Source organism: Agromyces ramosus (assembly GCF_004216665.1).
Classification (GTDB): domain Bacteria; phylum Actinomycetota; class Actinomycetes; order Actinomycetales; family Microbacteriaceae; genus Agromyces; species Agromyces ramosus.
This window is the reverse complement of the sequence record NZ_SGWY01000003.1, coordinates 39,106-56,496: the sequence shown is the minus strand read 5'-3', so window position 1 is coordinate 56,496 and position 17,391 is coordinate 39,106. Positions and strand designations below refer to the sequence as shown.

The window sequence follows — 17,391 nt, the reverse complement described above, 5'->3', positions numbered from 1 at the left end:
GGGGATTCCTTCGATCAGGCGGCTTCCAGCGCGTGCGCGTCGAGGATCGTGTAACTGTAGCCCTGCTCCGCGAGGAAGCGCTGCCGGTTCTGCGCGAAGTCCTGGTCGACGGTGTCGCGCGCCACGAGCGTGTAGAAGTTCGCCGAGAGTCCCGACTCCTTCGGCCGCAGGAGTCGTCCGAGGCGCTGCGCCTCCTCCTGCCGCGAGCCGAACGAGCCCGACACCTGGATCGCGACCGTCGCCTCGGGCAGGTCGACGGAGAAGTTCGCGACCTTCGACACCACCAGGACCGGTGTCCGGCCGTCGCGGAACTCCTGGAAGAGCCGCTCGCGCTCGTCGACGGGCGTCGCACCCGTGAGCTGCGGCGCACCGAGCGCCTCCGCCAGCTCGTCGATCTGGTCGAGGTACTGGCCGATCACGAGGATGCGCTCGCCGGCGTGCTTGGCCACGAGCTCCTTCACGACGCCGAGCTTGGCAGGCGCGGTCGCGGCGAGGCGGTAGCGCTCGTCGTCGGCGGATGCCGCGTACGTGAGCCGCTCGGACTGCGGCAGGTCGATGCGCACCTCGAAGCAGGCCGCGGGGGAGATGAAGCCCTGCGCCTCGATCTCCTTCCACGGCGCGTCGAAGCGCTTGGGCCCGATCAGCGAGAAGACGTCGCCCTCGCGGCCGTCCTCGCGCACGAGCGTGGCGGTGAGCCCCAGCCGCCGGCGGGCCTGCAGCTCCGCGGTGAGCTTGAACACGGGCGCCGGCAGCAGGTGCACCTCGTCGTAGACCACGAGGCCCCAGTCGAGCGCGTCGAGCAGTGCGAGGTGGGCGTACTCGCCCTTCCGCTTCGCCGTGAGGATCTGGTAGGTCGCGATGGTGACGGGCTTGACCTCCTTCACCTGCCCCGAGTACTCGCCGATCTCCTCGGCGGTGAGGCTCGTGCGCCTGAGCAGTTCGTCTCGCCACTGCCTGGCCGACACGGTGTTCGTCACGAGGATGAGGGTGGTGGTCTTCGCCGTCGCCATCGCGCCGGCGCCCACGAGCGTCTTGCCGGCCCCGCACGGCAGCACGACCACGCCCGATCCGCCGTCGAAGAAGTTGTCGACGGCCTTCTGCTGGTAGTCGCGCAGGTGCCAGCTCGTCTGGTCGAGCTCGATCGGATGCGGCGTGCCGGGCGTGTACCCGGCGAGGTCCTCGGCCGGCCAGCCCAGCTTCACGAGCTCCTGCTTGAGGGCGCCCCGCGCCCACGCCGCCACGAGGAAGCTGTCGTCGTCGATGCGCTCCGTGAGCAGGGGTGCGATGCGCTTGGCATTCGCGACCTCGGTGAGCACGGCGATGTCGGAGGAGTGCAGGCGCAGCGCGCCGTCGTCGGTGCGGTCGACGACGAGCCGGCCGTAGCGTGCCACGGTCTCGCGCATGTCGACGGCGACGGTCTGCGGCACCGGGAACTTCGCGTACCGCTCGAGCGTGCCGAGCATGTCCTCGGCGTCGTGGCCGGCGGCCCGTGCGTTCCACAGTCCGAGCCGGGTGATGCGGTAGGTGTGCACGTGCTCGGGTGCGCGCTCGAGCTCCGCGAAGACCGCGAGGTCGTGCCGCGCGTCCTCCGCGAGCGGGTGCGCGACCTCGAGGAGCACGGTGCGGTCGCTCTGCACGATGAGGGGGCCGTCTGACATAGCGTTCGAGTCTACGCCCGGTTCATGGGTGCACGGCCGCTCGGCGCAGCTCGGGCCGAGGGCCGTCGCTAGACGTTGGTCGGGGCGGCCGAGACGGCCGCGATCGCCGACAGCGGCAGCGTGCGCTCGATGTCCGCCTTGCGGTCGCGGGCGCGCAGGCGCCCGTTCGCGACGCTCGCGGGGGCGAGCAGGTAGTCGGCGGTCTGGCCGCCGGGCATGCGCACGGTGACGGTGAGGGTCTCCTTGGCGCGTGCGGCCGCCTCGAGCTGCCGGGCGAGCCACGCCTGCTCGGTCGCTCCCTCGTCGCCGGTCGCGAGCACGCGGTCGAGGAGCGCGGCGATCGGGTCGGTCTTCTGTGGCGGCGGCGGCGCGGGAGCGAGCCGGTGGCGCCGCAGCCGGATGATGTCGCCGTTCGCGTCCTCGGCGGCGACGGGGTACCGCGCATCGGACAGGGCCCAGAACACGACATCGGCGGTGAACCGCGACAGGAGCCGGTTCGGGCCGGTCTGCCGCAGCCCGATGGAGGAGAGCGACTGGTCGACGGCGAGCGTGCGCACGAGCTGCTCGTCGTCGGAGCGGATGGCGGCGCGTGCCGGGGCATCCGCTTCGGCTGCGGCTGCGACGCGCACCGAGCCGAACCTCGCGGCGGCTTCGCCGACGAGGTACGCGAGCGGCTGCGGGATGCCCGTGAGCGAGAGCCCGCCGAGGAACTCGAGGATGGAGTCGGCCGACTCACCGGCCGCCAGGCCGCGGTTCACGGATGCCCCGCTGACGCGGTACGTCGAGGCGAGGTCGCGCCCCTCCACGTCGGCGAAGCCGCGGAGCCGCGCGTCGAGGGCGGGCTCGAGCGGGCCCGGCGACACGATCGAAAGGTCGTGCTGGAGGTAGACCTTGTCGACCTGCGGCGGGAAGTGGGCGGCCAGCAGCCGCGCGGCCCGGTCGATGTCGCCGGCGAGCACCAGGCGGCCCGGCTCGATGGGCTCGCCCGACACGGCCAGCCCGAGCGACTCGGCGTCGCCGACGAGGCGGTCGAGCCCCTCGTCGATCCAGCGGCCGCCGGCCGGGTAGAACCACCGGACGTCGTCGCGGAGATCGGTCGCCGTGAGGGTCTCGCTGCGACGGGCGACGAGCTCGCGCAGCGGGGCGGGGATGCGGTCGCGCCAGCACTGGGCGAGACGGCGCCAGCGGGCGGCCGCGCTCTGCTGCGTCCACTCGGCGCCGAGATCGGACTCGAGCCAGAACGCCCCGTCGCGCACGACCAGGCCCGCCTCGTCGGCGCGGTGGAAGAGGCGGGGGAGCGCCTCGAGCGGGATGCCGCTCGACTCGGCGAGCCGCTTCGAGTCGGGCAGCGCGAGCCCGCCCTTGGCGAGCTCGCGAGCGGGTTGCGTGCCCAGCTCGGCGAGGAGCTCGGCGGTGGCCGCGACGGTGGCGTAGGCGGTCTCGGCGGCACGGCGCTCGAGGAGGCTGCGGTCCACGTCGTCGACGCCGACGAGCACCGGAGGGGCGGGCGCCGCGAGTTCCTCGGCGGGCGGGATGTCCCGCGGCGTGTGCATGGCGAGCCGCGCCGTCACGGCGGTCGGCACGTGCACGCGCACCTCCGAGAGCACGACCAGGAGGGCGGTGGCCAGCTCGTCGAGCAGGGCGGTCGTCGCATCCGACAGCTCTGCGGATGCCCCGAGCGTCACGAGCTCGGCCTGCACCACGTCGATCGCGGCGTCGCCGTGCTCGTCGGCCACGGATGACGCGGCGGCCAGCACCGCGAGGTGGCGCCGATCGAGCCGGCTCAGGCAGTGGTCGACGGAGTCGGGGGCGAGGAGCACCTCGGCGAGGTCGAAGAGGTCGCGCACCGCCGACGCATCGAACTCGCGCGCCTGCAGTGCCGACGCGAGCTCCGTTCGCGGCAGCCCGCGGAGTCGTGCGGCGAGCTCGAGCATCGGCCGCGGGTCAGCTCGATCCGGCCCGCGAGGCGCGGGTGCGGCGTACGCCGTTCACGATGAGGAGGGCGATGAGGAGCAGGAACGCGATCGGGAGCCCGAACAGGGGGAGCGTGAGGACGATCGGCCAGACGCCCTGGCTGAACCCGTCGTCCGCTCCGGCGCCCGCCAGCGTGCCGATCATCACGGCGATGAACGCGAGGATCGAGATGCCGATGATGCCCACGAACATGAAGGCGAGGACGCGTTCGGCACGATGCTGGGTGATGGGGCCGGAATCGCTCACGTCTCCAGAATAGGGCAGCGGGCCGTCGCCGGCGTCGAGGACTCCTAGACTGGACCTTGGACGGGCCACGATTTCGGCGCGCCCCCAGACATGAGCGAGGTTCACACGATGCCCACCGGCAAGGTCAAGTTCTACGACGAGGAGAAGGGATTCGGCTTCATCAGCTCCGATGACGGCCAGGAGGTCTTCCTCCACGCATCCGCTCTTCCCGCCGGCGCGACCGTGCGTGCGGGCACCCGGCTCGAGTTCGGCGTCGCGGAGGGCAAGCGCGGCGCGCAGGCCCTGTCGGTGCGCGTCCTCGACGCGCCCGTGAGCCTCGCGAAGATCAACCGCAAGCCCGCCGACGACATGGCGATCATTGTGGAGGACGTCGTGAAGGTGCTCGACGGCATCGGCGCCGACCTGCGTCGCGGCCGCTACCCCGACAAGTCCAAGGCGCGCACCGTTGCGGCGGTGCTGCGCAAGGTGGCAGACGATCTCGATGCCTGAGCAGCCCGGGCAGGCCGACGCGATCGAGGCGATCGAGGCCGTCGAGGTCGCGGATGCCGCGCCTCCCGCCGTCGCCGACGCGGTGCTGCTCGACTCCGTCGACCTCGCGCGCCGGGCGCTCCTCGAGGTCACCCCGGCCGAGACGGTCGGATCCGTCGTCGGCCATCTCGTCGAAGGTGAGCACGTGCTGACGCTGCTCTTCGCGTCCGACCTCGCGGGGTATCCCGGGTGGCGATGGAGCGTCACGATCGCGCGCGTCGACGACGGCGAGCCCACGGTGCTCGAGACCGAGCTCATGCCGGGCGACTCCGCCCTCCTCGCACCCGAGTGGGTGCCCTGGTCGGAGCGCCTCGCCGACTACCGCGCCGCCCAGGAGGCCGCCGCCGCTGCGGCGACGGAGGCCGGCGGCGACACCGAGGGCGACGAGGACGGGACCGACGACGACGCCGACCTCGACGACGGCCTCGAGTCGGATGACGAGGACGAGGATCTCGACGACGACGACGACGACGAGGACGAGGACGACGCGGTGGACCTCGACGACGACGCGGAGCTCGACGCCGCGTTCGGACACGACGACGGCGACGACGAGTTCGACGGCATCGACATCGATGCGCTCGACGACTCGGCCGACGAGGGCGACGAGGACGACTCGGACGAGGACGACGACGACTCGGACGACCACGACTCGGACGACGACGAAGACGACGACTCGGACGACGACGGCAACGGCGACGACTCGGACGACCACGACTCGGACGACGACGAAGACGACGACTCGGACGACGACGAAGACGACGACGCCGCGGGCGAACGACCGGCGGATCAGCCCGCCGAGCCGGCCTCCTGACGCCCGAGCCGGCGACGGATCGCCTGCACGACGACGAGTCCGACGAGCCCCAGCACGCTGCCGGTGACGGCGGCCCACAGCAGCCAGCCCAGGCCGGCGGCCTCCAGCGGCGCGCGGAACAGGAGCGAGAGCGCGAGCGCGACCAGCCACGCGATCGTGCCCGCGAGCACGGCCTTGCGCGCGTCCGCACGAGCGGGCGCCGGGTCGGGGCGCCGCTCGGACTCGCTCAGCCAGAGCCGCACGGAGCTCAGTCCATCCGCTCGAGCACGTGGTCGATGCAGGCGGTGAGCGCGCGCACGTCGTCGGGTTCGATCGCGGTGAAGGTCGCGACACGCAGCTGGTTGCGCCCCAGCTTGCGGTACGGCTCCGTGTCGACGATGCCGTTCTCGCGCAGGACGGCGGCGATGCGCGCGGCATCCGTCGAGTCGTCGAAGTCGATCGTGACGACGACCTGCGATCGGTCCGCGGCATCCGCGACGAAGGGCGTGGCCACCGCGGTGCGCTCGGCCCACTCGTAGAGCACCGACGACGACTCGCGCGTGCGCGCGTCGGCCCAGGCGAGCCCGCCCGAGGCGTTCATCCAGTCGACCTGGTCCTCCATCAGCAGGAGGGTCGCGAGCGCGGGCGTGTTGAGCGTCTGGTTCAGACGCGAGTTGTCGACGGCGTTCTTCAGCGAGAGGAACTCGGGGATGTGACGGCCGCTCGCGGCGATGCGCTCGACGCGCTCGAGGGCCGCGGGGGAGAGGAGCGCGAACCAGATGCCGCCGTCGGAGGCGAAGTTCTTCTGGGGCGCGAAGTAGTAGACGTCGAACTCGGCGGGGTCGACGGCGACGCCGCCGGCCGCGCTGGTCGCGTCGATCACGGTGAGGGCGCCCGCGTCGGCCGAGACCCGCGTGACCGGCGCCATGACCCCCGTGGAGGTCTCGTTGTGCGGCCAGGCGTACACATCCACGCCCTCGACGGCTTCGGGTCGCGAGCGCGTTCCGGCGTCGGCCGTGCGCACGTCGGGGGCCTCGAGCCAGGGGGCCGCAGCGGCCCCGGCGAACTTCTGGCCGAACTCGCCGAACGCGCAGAGCTGGGCACGCCGTTCGATGAGGCCGGATGCCGCGGCGTCCCAGAACGCGGTGGACCCGCCGTTGCCGAGCACGACCTCGTAGCCCTCGGGCAGGGCGAAGAGATCGCCCAGCCCGGTGCGGACGCGACCCACCAGGTCCTTCACGGGCGCCTGGCGGTGGGACGTGCCCAGGAGGCGCGGACCCTCGGCCGCGAGGTGCGCCAGCTGCTCGGGCCGGACCTTCGACGGGCCGCAGCCGAAACGGCCGTCGGCGGGCAGGAGGTCGCTGGGGATCACGAGGCGCGGCATGGCACGAGTCTAGCGAGGGGGCCGTGGCCGCTAGGCTTGATGACGGGCTGCGACAGGGAGGGCTTCTGGTGACGGATCTCATCGACACGACGGAGATGTACCTCCGCACCATCCTCGATCTCGAGGAGGAGAACATCGTGCCGCTGCGCGCGCGCATCTCCGAGCGTCTCGGCCACTCCGGGCCCACCGTGTCGCAGACCGTCGCCCGCATGGAGCGCGACGGCCTCGTCGTGGTCTCGGGCGACCGGCACCTCGAGCTGACGCCCGACGGACGCAGCAAGGCGGTGCACGTGATGCGCAAGCACCGGCTCGCCGAGCGCCTGCTCGCCGACGTGATCGGGCTCGACTGGGAGTACGTGCACGACGAGGCATGCCGCTGGGAGCACGTGATGAGCGAGCAGGTCGAGCGCCGGCTCATCGAGCTGCTCGGCCAGCCGCGCGAGTCGCCCTACGGCAACCCCATCCCGGGACTGGAGGAGCTCGGCCTGCCGCCCGCCGATCCGTTCATGTCCGGCGTGGTCCGGGTGCTCGATGCCGTCTCCGAGACCGACCAGCCCGTGCGCGGCGTCGTGCGACGCCTCGGGGAGCCGGTGCAGTTCGACCCCGTGCTGCTCGGCCAGCTCAAGCACGCGGGTGTCGTTCCGGGCGCCAGGGCGACGTTCAGCAACTCCGGGCCGTACGTCCTTGTGGAGGTCGACGGCGTCGACGGCGGCCTCGAGCTTCCCAGCGAAGTCGCCGGTCACATCTTCGTCGGGGAATAATCCCTGATCACGGACGCACCGTGATCAGAATGTGACATTCGGCCGTCCCTCGCGTATTCTCGATCGAGTCCGCCGGCACGAAGCCAGTCGGCGGAACAGGATCGGGATCGCCCCCAAGCGCCCACCGCTCGATCCGGAACCCGTGGAAGCGCCTTGCGCGCACCAGGTGGGACGACAGCAAGTGCCGTGGGGCGGCGGAGGTACACGTTTTGGCTCGATTCCCCCGGCGACGTTCCACCATGGACACCGCACGTGGGGCCCTCTCGAAGGCGTCTCCCGTCTCGAAGGTCCCGGCTACCCGCACTTCGGACCTCGCACAGCAGGTCGCCACGAGACCACTGCCGTCGACCGCTCGACGACTCCGCCGCGGCGGCGTGGCGAACGTCGTGGTGATGACCGTGGCCGCCGGCATCGTCGGCACCCTGGCGATCCCCGCGTACGCGTTCGCACCCGGAAGCGAGGGCCCGCAGTTCGGCACTTCCGCCGAGACGGCGCTCACCAAGGCGCAGGCCCAGACGGTCGAGGTCACCGACGACGTCATCGCCGCACCCGTGACCAAGGACTCGTTCTCGGCGACGACCGGCGAGGAGATCCGCGCCGCCGCCGAGGCTGCAGCGGCGGCCGAAGCGGCCCGCCAGGCGGCGGAGGCGCAGATGGCCTCCTACGCGGCCGGGTACTCCGGCCTCTCCGCCGACGAGCTCGCCGCGTCCCCGGTGTACGGGTCCGCCGATCCCGCCAGCGTGTTCGCCGTCGCCCAGCAGTACCTCGGCGTGCCCTACGTGTACGGCGGCGCGACGCCGGCCGGCTTCGACTGCTCGGGCCTCGTCAAGTACGTCTACGCGCAGTTCGGCATCAGCCTGCCCCATTCCTCCGCCAGCCAGGCCGCGGCGGGCACCCAGATCTCTGAGTCGCAGGCCGTTCCCGGCGACCTCGTGGTGATGCCCGGGCACATCGGGTTCTACGCGGGCAACGGGATGATCCTGCACGCCCCGTACGAGGGCACCGTGGTCCGCACGCAGCCGATCTGGACGAGCGACTACTACATCGTGCGCATCTGATCCGTGAACATCGCGTGACGCGAGCTGTGAATGGCGTGCCGGGGTGACCCGGCACGCCATTCGTGCCGTACCCTTGAACCCTGACGATCCGAGAGCCGGGCAGGGGAAGCCGATGGTCGAGACGCGCAGCATCCATTCCACGGATGTGCGCGCCCAGTTCCACCAACGGCGCAGCAGTCAGCCGAGCACGATCCGGGCGAACGCTCCGACGGGCACTGTCTTCATGACGGTGCCCGTTCTTCGTTCTCCGGGTCGATCGCGCGGGCCTGCGACCTCCCCTCCGGCACGCCGTCGTGCGCTCGGCGCGTCGATCCGTTCACGCGGCTGGAAGCCATCCAGCCCCGATCGAAAGGCACCCCATGCGCACACTCGTGCTCAACGCCGGATATGAGCCCCTCGCCGTCGTCTCCTTCAAGCGGGCGCTCCTGCTCGTGATGAACCAGAAGGCCACCGTCATCCTGCACGAGGAGGGGAATCCGGTGTGCGCGGCGAGCGGCTCCTGGGACCGTCCGAGCGTGATCCTGCTGACCAGGTACGTCCGCACGCCGCGCGTGCACGCCGTGCCGGTCAGCCGGCGCGGCGTGCTCCGGCGCGACGAGCACCGATGCGCCTATTGCGGCCGATCGGCGGCGACGATCGACCACGTGCTGCCGCGCTCCCGCGGCGGTCGCGACACGTGGGAGAACCTCGTGGCCTGCTGCCTGCGCTGCAACAACACCAAGGGCGACCACACACCCGCCGAGATGGGCTGGGAGCTGCGCTTCACGCCCGGCATGCCGCAGGGTCGCAGCTGGGTGGTGCGCGGATTCGAGCGACCGCTCCCGCAGTGGCACGAGTACCTCGCCACGGCCGCCTGACGCTCCGTGACATCGGCTCCGACGTACCCTATGGTGGAACGAGTCCGGAGACCCCCGACCTCCGCGACCACCAACGAAGCCAACCCGTTCCGGGCTGCCCTGCGGCCTCGAGCGGGGTCCGGAGGATCAACAGTTGCACGGTGACGAGAACGACGCCCACGAGCCGACGCGCTCCGAGCGACGAACGGTCGATCGCGGTCGCGCACGTCGTTCCGCCCCGAAGCGGGGTCGTCGTGCACGCGCGGTTCGAGCGGATGCCGCTGCCGGCGCGCCCGTGACCTCGGCTCGCCGCGCGGCACCCGGCGGCGACGTGGCCCGGGCGGCCCTCGCGCCGCAGCGTCCCACTCGCCGCAACGGCCCCGCCCGCGTGTTCGCCACCGTGCTCGTGGTGCCCGCGATCGTCGGCACGGTGGCGCTCCCCGCCTACGCGATCATGCCCGGTGGCGGCTTCGAGGCATCCGGCGTCTTCAGCCTCTCGGTCGCCGAGGCGCAGAACGTCGACGTGTCGGCGCTCGCGAGCGGTGCGCCGGTCTCGAGCGACGCGTTCGCGGTCACCACCAAGGCCGAGATCGACGCGGCGGCCGAGGAGGCCGAGCGTGCGACCTACGGGGCACAGCTGAACCGCTCGGGCGCGTACTACACGCCGGCCCAGCAGGCCGAGGGCGACGACTACCCGTGGTGGAACGAGACGCCCGACGACTACGGCGGCGGGCTGTCGCCGCTCCGGTACTACTACCGGGAGTGCGTCGACTTCGTGGCCTGGCGCCTCAACCGCGATGCCGGCGTCACGGGCGCGCCCTGGAAGTGGACCTGGGGAAACCTCGCCTCGGGCAGCGCCTACGCGTGGGCCGATGAATGGGCTCGCCACGGCTGGGCCACGAGCAGCGACCCGATCGTCGGCGCGGTGGCCTGGTTCCCGTACAACCACGTGGCGTACGTGCAGTCGGTGAACGGCGACGGCACGGTCACGATCGAGGAGTACAACCAGAACAGCGACCACTCGTACCACGTGCGGGTGATCCCGAACGGCTCGGCGATCTACCTCTACCCGCCCGTCTGACGCCGCATTGTCGACGACATGGCGAAAACGGCCACCGAAGTTGGACGACTCGGACAGTGAGGCCATCGTCACTCTCCGGGTAGCGTTGGAGCTCATTCCACGGAGGAGCAGGTGACGGCGATGACGCAGCCCTTGGACGAGGCACGACTCGAGGAGATCGGGTTCGTCGACGAGCTCGCGCCGACCACCTCCGCGATCGTCGTCCTCGGCTACAACTGACGGCAGCTGGGCACCGCGCCGGTCAGGGAACCCGCGCGAGGCACGCCGGCGCCGGCGTGCCGATCGTCGAGACCACCGCCGTGGGCACGCCGCGGTCGAGGGCGATCACGGCGATCGAGTCCGAGCCCTGGTCGGCGACGAGCGCGAATCGCTCGTCGTGCGTGACGTGCAGGTCGCGCGGATGCCGCCCGCCCGTGGGCATCGACGCGACGCGCGCCAGCGTACCGGCGTCGGCATCGAGGCGCAGCGCGACGAGCGCGTCGGCGTCGCGGTCCCCGACGAGCACCGTGCCCGCTCTCGTGAGGCGGATCGCGGAGAGCCCGAGACCCCGGGGTTCGACGCGCTCGTCGACGGGGATCACCGAGACCTCGCGCCCGCGGACCAGGTCGATGACGCTCACGCTGCGGTCGAGCTCGTTCGCCACCACGGCCAGGTCGCGGACGACCACGAGGTGCCGCGGGCCGGCGCCCGCGTGGACCACGAGGTCGGCGGAGGCGTCGTGCGCCAGCTCTGAGGGCATCGCGCCGAGCCCGAGCACGCGCACGCGGTCGGCGCCGAGGTCGGGCACGAGCAACCGGTCCCGGGCGCGGTCGACCACGGCCTGGTGCGGATGCGGCGACGCCTGCCGTTCGGGATCCGGGCCCGCACCCGCGAACACCACGGCGTGCGTCGCGTCGGCCGCGACATCCGGTGCGACCTGGTGCGCCGTGAGGCGCCCGCCCGTGTAGTTCGCCGCGAACATCCACGAGCCCGACTCGTCGAAGGCGAGGTGGCACGGGTCCGCGGCATCCGTCGCGCCGGGCAGCCCGAACGGGCGGAGTGCATCGCCCTCGATCGTACAGGTCGAGACGAGGCCCTCGGCGAGCTCGTGCAGGATGCCGAGCACGCCCGTGGCACCGGAGACCGCGAGGTACATGGGATTCGGTCCCACGTCGACGGGGTCGCCGAGCGTCGCCGTGCCGTCGACCGCGACATCCAGCGGTCGGATGCCTCGAGCCGCCGTTCCGAGGGAGCCGAGCGTCGACGCGCCGACCCAGAACCTCGTCGTCCCCGCCTGCGCCACGTCGCCCTCTCCTCCCGCGGCACCGCCGCGTTCGTCGGCGTCTCGCACGCCGCTGAACACGTTATCGCGAGCCGGTAGACTCGTGCGGTCAGCCTCTGTAGCTCAATGGAAGAGCAGTTCCGTCCTAAGGAAAGGGTTGGGGGTTCGAGTCCCTCCAGGGGCACCCACGACATGCACGGCGACGCGCGCTCGCATGACCCGCCTCGCGGCCGCCGTCGACTCAGGGTTGGGGCGTGCCTTGTCCGATGCCCAGCCAGCCGTCGGCTGCCGAGCCACCGCGCTCGGAGGCCGGCGCGGCGGCCGAGGGGTTGGCGTCCTTCAGCGCCTGGAGCTGGCGGTCCACGTCGGCCTTCGCCGAGACGGCGGCCAGCTGCCGCTCGATGTCGGCATCGGGCGCGGCCGTGAGGTCCGTCAGCGCTCCGCTGGCGAGCAGCTCGTCGGTGGCGGCCGCGCGAGCCTGCATCTGCGCGACCCGATCGCGCGCGCGGTCGAGGCTGCTGCCGACCTCCGTGATGGTGTTGCTCAGGCCGGACACGGCCTCGTTCGCCTTCACCTGCGCCTCGGAGGCCGTGTAGGTGGCCTTGATCGTCTCCTTCTCGATGCGGAACGCGCCGACCTGCTCCGTGAGGACTCGCTCCCGCTCCTGCAGCTGCGAGGACTGCCGTTCGAGCGAGGAGAACTGCTGCTGCAGCTTCGCGACCTGGTTCTCGAGCAGCGCACGACGCTCGAGCGCCGCGCGGGCGAGGTCCTCGCGCCCCTGCGCCAACGCCTCCCTGGCCTGGCTGCCGAGGCGCTGGTAGCGGCTGCCCATCTCCTGTCCCTGCAGTTCGATGCGCTTCTTCGCGGTCGCGACCTCCGCAACGGCCCGCCGCACCTGGTGGAGCAGCTTCACCTGCTGGTCGTAGTTGTCGTCGAGGGTGTCGCGGGGGTCCTCCACCTTGTCGAGGGCCTTCGACGTCTTGCTCCGGAAGATCGTCTTCACGCGTGAGGTGTTGCTGCTCATGATGGTGTTCCCCTTTTATCTCGAGCCATGGAGGCGATCGGTCGATGGCGGCCGGGTCGGTTCCGCGAATCCGTCGCGTCGGTTGAGCGCCTGCAGCTCCTGCACGCCGGCATGCAGCGCGGCGACCTCCCGGTCCATCTCGGAGCCCAGCGTGCTGAGCGTGTCGTCGGTGAGTCCCGCGAGGCCCGACGCGACGGCGGAGCGCAGCCGGCGCACCAGCGCGACGACCTGCTCGACGCGGTCGGTGGCGGCGGGGAGGTCCGCGGCGAGCACGGCGGCGTCGGCCTCGCTCTCCATCAGCTGGAGCTGCAGGTCGAGGGCGATGCCCTCCTGCTCGATGCGACGGTAGAGCCGCGGGAGGTCGCCCCGCGGGCCACCGCTCCGAGCCGCGAGCTCGACCGCGGCCTTTCCGCTGTCGAGGGACTGCTCGAGTCGCACGCGCAGGGAGAGGATCGTCCGCTGCGGCCCTCGGCTCACGCGGGCGCGGGTGCGCAGCACGGCGCCGCCGACGGCGCGACTGCGGCGGATCCGGCGGTAGAGCGATCGGATGATGAGGACGAGCGCGACGATCCCGCAGATTCCCAGCAGGATGACGATCGCGAGTGCCGCGAGCACCCATTCGAGGCCGGTCACCCGACCACCTCCCCGTTCCGGGCCGAGCATCGACGCACCGGCATCCTGATCATGACGCGATATAACGCGAACCCATGACGCGATATATCGTAAGCCCACCTCGGCGCATCCGGAAGCGTTCGCGGCAAGTCCACGTGGAAGGGGCAGTGCCGCCGGCGCCGCTCGAGTGCGAGTGGGGCGGTGCCGGCGCCGCCCGCTCGCGTGCGAAGGAGGCGTTGCGCGAGGGCCGTCCGTGGCGTCCTAGGCGTAGAAGCCGTCGCGCAGGTTGATGCCGTGCTCCAGCCAGGCCTTCATCGCGGCGAGCATGCCGGTCCAACCCGCGCAGTTGCCGAATGCGTGCTTCGCCCCGTCGGCAGTGACCTGCCAGGACGCCTCGGTGATCGTCACGAGGGTCCTCGCGCCGTCGTCGACCGGCTCGAACTCGAAGGTGGTGGTGGTCGAGCCCCGGTCGCCCGTCGTCGCCTCGCCCTCCCACTCGATCACGATCCGTCGCGGCGGGTCCGCCGCGACGACGGTGACCGGGAAGGCGCCCGGGAAGTCATGGAAGTCCCAGGTGACCTCGCCGCCCGCCTCGAGTCGGCCGCGTGCCCCACCGGTGGTGAAGTACTTCGAGAGCTGCTCGGGGTCGGCGACGGCCTCGTACACCTCGGCCACGGGCCTGGCGATGCGACCGGAAACGGTGAAGCCGAGCGTGTCGAGCCGGCGTTCCTCGTTCATGTTGTAGTTTTACAACATGTCACCCGGTGGCGGCAAGGGGTCCGATGATCTCGTCTTCAAGGCGCTCGCCTCGCACACGCGTCGCCGGATCCTCGATGTACTCAAGGATTCCCCGTGCACCACGGGCGAGCTCTGCGCGCGGTTCCCCGGCCTCGATCGCACCACCGTGCTCCAGCACCTCCGCGTCCTCGAGCGCGCCGAACTCGTGACGGGACGCAGGATCGGCCGGGAGCGGCATCTCGCCCTCGCGCCGCTGCCCATCAAGCGCATCCACGATCGATGGATCAGCGACTACGCCCGCGCGGCGGTCGACCTCCTCGAGCGGCTCGGCGACGCCGAGTGAGTCGTCGCGCGGGGCGCTCCCGTCCCGCCCGGATCCGATCCGAACGTGCTGCCGGAGCTCCGCTTCGAGGTTCACGCACTGGCATAGACTGACGACCGCGAGCCGCCGACGTGATCCGGTCCCGCAGTGGAGCGGCGGATCCGAGGCGGCCCATCGGGCAGAGAGGGCACGGATGGCGGGGTTCGCGTCGTGGCTCTTCGGCCTCCGTGTGCAGCAGCCCCGAGAGTATCGCCGGCTCATGCGCATCCGCAGGCGGATCTACGCGCCCGTCGCGACGCTGGACGCCGAGATCGTCCGCTCGGCCGAGCCGATCCCGTTCGACGAGCTCGACCGCACGGCGTTCGCGCCGCTGCGGCCCGGCACCCGCTGGGGCGGGGTGTTCGACTGCGCGTGGCTGCACATCACGGGCGACGTGCCCGCCGGGGTCGATCACCCGGTCGTGATGCTCGGCATCCGCGGCGAAGGCCTCGTGCACTCGGCAGACGGTGAGCTCCTCGACTCGGTGAGCACCGTGTTCCAGCAGGGCGACCTGCCGAACAGCGGCGCCCGGTTCCGGCCGGTGCTGAACGTCGACGCCACGTCGGGCAGGATCGAGTTCTTCGCCGACGTCACGTACAACGGCTGGATCCTCTACGAGGTGGGCCGGGCCGTCTACCACGGCGCCCACCTCGCGACCCGCGACGACGAGGTCCACGCGCTCTACTACGACTACCTCACGCTGCTCGTGCTGGCCGGCGCGACCGACGACCCCGCGCTCGAATCCGGACTGCGCCGGTCCCTCCGCGACGCCGACGCCCGCTTCACCGAGGGCGATCCCACCGGCGCGCGCGCGGCACTGGCCGAGCGGCTGTCGGAGCCATCGACGAGCGAGTTCGTGTACAGCGCCGTCGGCCACGGTCACCTCGACATGGCCTGGCTGTGGCCCCTCCGGGAGACGCGGCGCAAGGCCGCACGCACCTACGTCCGCGCGCTGAACGCGATCGACCGACGCGACGACTACGTCTACGGCACCTCGCAGCCGCAGCAGATGGCGTGGATGAAGGAGCGGCATCCGGCCCTGTTCGAGCGGATGCGTCGCGCCGTCGCTGCGGGGCGCATGGAGCTGCAGGGCTCGTTCTGGGTGGAACCCGACACGAACCTGCCGTCGGGGGAGTCGCTGGTGCGGCAGGCCCTCGTCGGTCGACGCTTCCTCCAGGAGGAGTTCGGGCTCACCGACGACCAGTTGCGGCTCTGCTGGCTCCCCGACACCTTCGGGTACAACGGCAACCTGCCGCAGATCCTCCGGGGCACCGGAATGGACTGGTTCCTGACGATCAAGCTCGCCTGGAACAAGATCAACGACTTCCCGCACCGCACCTTCCACTGGCAGGGCATCGACGGATCCACGGTGCTCGTGCACATGCCGCCGGAGGGCGACTACAACAGCCGCGGTGCAGCCGACAACCTGCTCACGGGCATCAGGCAGTATCCCGAGCGCGCGCTGAACACGGCGCTGCTCGTCTACGGATCGGGTGACGGCGGGGGAGGCCCGAACGAGATCCACCACGAGCTCACGCGCCGCGAGCGGAGTCTCCGAGGACTCCCGCGGCTGGAGTACTCCTCGGCCGGCAGCTTCTTCCGATCGCTCGAGCGGCGTGACCTCGCGCACACCCACGTCGGCGAGCTGTACCTCGAGACGCACCAGGGCACCTACACGACGCAGGGCCGGATCAAGCGGCACAACCGCCTCGTCGAGCGCAAGCTGCACGAGGCCGAGGCCCTCGCCGTGCTCGCGCACGACGACAGCCGGCCCGTGCTCGAGCAGCACTGGCGCGAGGTGCTGCTGAACCAGTTCCACGACATCGTCCCGGGCTCGTCGATCGCGCGGGTCAACCGCGAGGCGACCGAGACCTACGAGCGCATCGAGGCGAGCCTCGACGCGTACGCCGACCGCCTCGTCGGTCGCCTGCCGCGCGAGGGTGACTCGCCCACCGCACTGAACCTCACCAGCCTGCCTCGGAGCGAATTCGTGAGGCACGACGAGCGCTGGTTCCACGCGAAGGTGCCGCCGTACGCCGCGGTGCCGCTGGAGCCCGTCGAGGCGCTCCCCGAGCTCGCATCCGTTGCCGACACCCTGAGCAACGGCATCCTGACCCTGCGATTCGACGACACGGGGGCGATCGCCTCGTGCCTCGACCGCGACGGCGCGGAGCACGCCGCCGGCGGCCTGAACCGACTCGTGGTGCACAGGGATCCCTACGTCTGGCCGTTCAACGCCTGGGACATCAAGCCCGACTACGTGGACGCCCCGCCGCGCGTGCTGCGAGTGAGCCACGTGGAGACGACGGTGGACGGCCCCGTCGCGGTGCGCCGCCAGGTGTACCGCGGACGGACCCTGACGATCGACCAGCGCGTCGTCCTCGAGGCGGGCAGCGACGTGGTGCGCTTCGACACCGAGGTGGACTGGCACGAGCGGCATCGGATGCTCCGGGCCGAGTTCCGCCCGACGCACTACGGCGAGTCGGTGCGCTGCGAGATCCAGTTCGGGCACATCGAGCGGGTCACGACGGAGCGAGACGCCGTCGAGAAGGCCCAGTTCGAGGTGTGCGCGCACAAGTGGATCGCCACGGAGGACGCCGGCGGCGGGTTCGCGCTGCTCAACGACGGCAAGTACGGTCATCGGGCCAAGAACGGCCTGCTGAGCCTCAACCTGCTGCGCTCGCCGACGTTCCCCGACCGGACCGCCGATCGCGGCATCCATCGCTTCACGTATGCGTTCTGCCCCTTCGACGACGGCGACCTCGCCAAGGTCGTGCGCGAGGCCTACCGCCTGAACAACCCGTTGCGGATGACCGAGGGCGTGCGGTTCGACAGCGTCGCGGTCGTCGACGACCCCGGTGTGATCATCGAGACCGTGAAGGTTGCCGAGCAGGGCGAGGGAGTGGTGCTGCGTCTCTACGAGAGCCTGGGACGCCCGACCACGACCAGGCTCCGGGTCGACCTGCCGCACCGAACCGCGCGCGAGACCGACCTGATCGAGCGGCCCGCCGGGGAGGCGGACCTCGGGCGGCTCGCGTTCCGCCCGTTCGAGATCAAGACGATCCTGCTGGAGGATTGA

17 protein-coding genes and 1 tRNA gene are annotated in these 17,391 nt (G+C 71.4%); 9 read left to right on the top strand and 9 right to left on the bottom strand.

Translation table 11 applies throughout. From position 1 onward, the window contains the following. Positions 1-14: 14 nt before the first annotated feature. From EV187_RS12175 to EV187_RS12165, 3 genes are all read right to left on the bottom strand, one after another. Positions 15-1,658: a DNA repair helicase XPB gene (locus EV187_RS12175; protein WP_130353361.1), complete on the bottom strand. Its 1,644-nt coding sequence runs from the start codon at positions 1,656-1,658 to the stop codon at positions 15-17. Between the two features lie 68 nt (positions 1,659-1,726). Further along, the gene (locus EV187_RS12170; protein ID WP_130353360.1) at positions 1,727-3,592 is read right to left on the bottom strand and encodes a helicase-associated domain-containing protein; all 1,866 of its coding nucleotides are present in this window, start codon (positions 3,590-3,592) and stop codon (positions 1,727-1,729) included. A 10-nt stretch (positions 3,593-3,602) separates the two neighbouring features. Next, positions 3,603-3,878 carry a multidrug ABC transporter ATPase gene (locus EV187_RS12165; protein WP_130353359.1) on the bottom strand — a complete coding sequence of 92 codons (276 nt, stop codon included), beginning with the start codon at positions 3,876-3,878 and terminating at the stop codon, positions 3,603-3,605. Between the two features lie 108 nt (positions 3,879-3,986). Here EV187_RS12165 and EV187_RS12160 point away from each other — a divergent pair, with 108 nt between their 5' ends. Together EV187_RS12160 and EV187_RS12155 are read left to right on the top strand one after the other, a co-directional pair. Next, on the top strand, positions 3,987-4,367 hold the full coding sequence (locus tag EV187_RS12160; RefSeq protein WP_130353358.1) for a cold-shock protein: 381 nt from the start codon (positions 3,987-3,989) through the stop codon (positions 4,365-4,367). Continuing rightward, the gene (locus EV187_RS12155) at positions 4,360-5,217 is read left to right on the top strand and encodes a DUF3027 domain-containing protein (protein WP_130353357.1); all 858 of its coding nucleotides are present in this window, start codon (positions 4,360-4,362) and stop codon (positions 5,215-5,217) included. The genes EV187_RS12160 and EV187_RS12155 overlap by 8 nt, the downstream gene beginning before the upstream one ends. On the opposite strand, the gene EV187_RS12150 is transcribed toward EV187_RS12155, so the two are convergent. Both EV187_RS12150 and serC read right to left on the bottom strand, forming a co-directional pair. Continuing rightward, positions 5,193-5,459 (bottom strand): DUF2530 domain-containing protein, encoded by a 267-nt coding sequence (locus EV187_RS12150; protein ID WP_130353356.1) that lies wholly within the window; start codon positions 5,457-5,459, stop codon positions 5,193-5,195. The genes EV187_RS12155 and EV187_RS12150 overlap by 25 nt on opposite strands. A gap of 5 nt (positions 5,460-5,464) precedes the next feature. Further along, positions 5,465-6,580: a phosphoserine transaminase gene (gene serC, locus EV187_RS12145; RefSeq protein ID WP_130353355.1), complete on the bottom strand. Its 1,116-nt coding sequence runs from the start codon at positions 6,578-6,580 to the stop codon at positions 5,465-5,467. Positions 6,581-6,648: 68 nt separating this feature from the next. Here serC and EV187_RS12140 point away from each other — a divergent pair, with 68 nt between their 5' ends. The 4 genes from EV187_RS12140 to EV187_RS18560 all read left to right on the top strand — a co-directional run bounded on the left by EV187_RS12140 (position 6,649) and on the right by EV187_RS18560 (position 10,316). After that, a complete protein-coding gene (locus EV187_RS12140; protein ID WP_130353354.1) occupies positions 6,649-7,341 on the top strand; it encodes an iron-dependent transcriptional repressor DtxR in 693 nt (230 codons plus the stop codon). A 239-nt stretch (positions 7,342-7,580) separates the two neighbouring features. Next, positions 7,581-8,399: a C40 family peptidase gene (locus EV187_RS12135; RefSeq protein ID WP_130353353.1), complete on the top strand. Its 819-nt coding sequence runs from the start codon at positions 7,581-7,583 to the stop codon at positions 8,397-8,399. Between the two features lie 359 nt (positions 8,400-8,758). After that, positions 8,759-9,256, top strand: a complete 498-nt coding sequence (locus EV187_RS12130; RefSeq protein WP_130353352.1) for an HNH endonuclease — start codon at positions 8,759-8,761, stop codon at positions 9,254-9,256. A 133-nt stretch (positions 9,257-9,389) separates the two neighbouring features. Next, entirely contained in the window at positions 9,390-10,316 is a 927-nt protein-coding gene (locus EV187_RS18560) for a CHAP domain-containing protein (protein ID WP_207221836.1), read from the top strand. Between the two features lie 241 nt (positions 10,317-10,557). On the opposite strand, the gene EV187_RS12120 is transcribed toward EV187_RS18560, so the two are convergent. Beyond that, positions 10,558-11,598 carry a lactonase family protein gene (locus EV187_RS12120; RefSeq protein ID WP_165391180.1) on the bottom strand — a complete coding sequence of 347 codons (1,041 nt, stop codon included), beginning with the start codon at positions 11,596-11,598 and terminating at the stop codon, positions 10,558-10,560. Between the two features lie 91 nt (positions 11,599-11,689). On the opposite strand from EV187_RS12120, the gene EV187_RS12115 reads away from it, so the two are divergent. After that, positions 11,690-11,761: transfer RNA gene (locus EV187_RS12115), tRNA-Arg, on the top strand. A gap of 57 nt (positions 11,762-11,818) precedes the next feature. Here the strand turns inward: EV187_RS12115 and EV187_RS12110 are convergent. From EV187_RS12110 to EV187_RS12100, 3 genes are all read right to left on the bottom strand, one after another. Then, positions 11,819-12,601 (bottom strand): PspA/IM30 family protein, encoded by a 783-nt coding sequence (locus EV187_RS12110; protein ID WP_130353350.1) that lies wholly within the window; start codon positions 12,599-12,601, stop codon positions 11,819-11,821. A 15-nt stretch (positions 12,602-12,616) separates the two neighbouring features. Further along, positions 12,617-13,234, bottom strand: coding sequence for a hypothetical protein (locus EV187_RS12105; RefSeq protein WP_130353349.1), 618 nt, complete (start codon positions 13,232-13,234; stop codon positions 12,617-12,619). A gap of 240 nt (positions 13,235-13,474) precedes the next feature. After that, entirely contained in the window at positions 13,475-13,951 is a 477-nt protein-coding gene (locus EV187_RS12100; protein ID WP_130353348.1) for an SRPBCC family protein, read from the bottom strand. 16 nt (positions 13,952-13,967) lie between these two features. Here EV187_RS12100 and EV187_RS12095 point away from each other — a divergent pair, with 16 nt between their 5' ends. Continuing rightward, positions 13,968-14,294 (top strand): ArsR/SmtB family transcription factor, encoded by a 327-nt coding sequence (locus EV187_RS12095; RefSeq protein WP_130353347.1) that lies wholly within the window; start codon positions 13,968-13,970, stop codon positions 14,292-14,294. Between the two features lie 172 nt (positions 14,295-14,466). Next, on the top strand, positions 14,467-17,391 hold the full coding sequence (locus EV187_RS12090; RefSeq protein WP_130353346.1) for an alpha-mannosidase: 2,925 nt from the start codon (positions 14,467-14,469) through the stop codon (positions 17,389-17,391).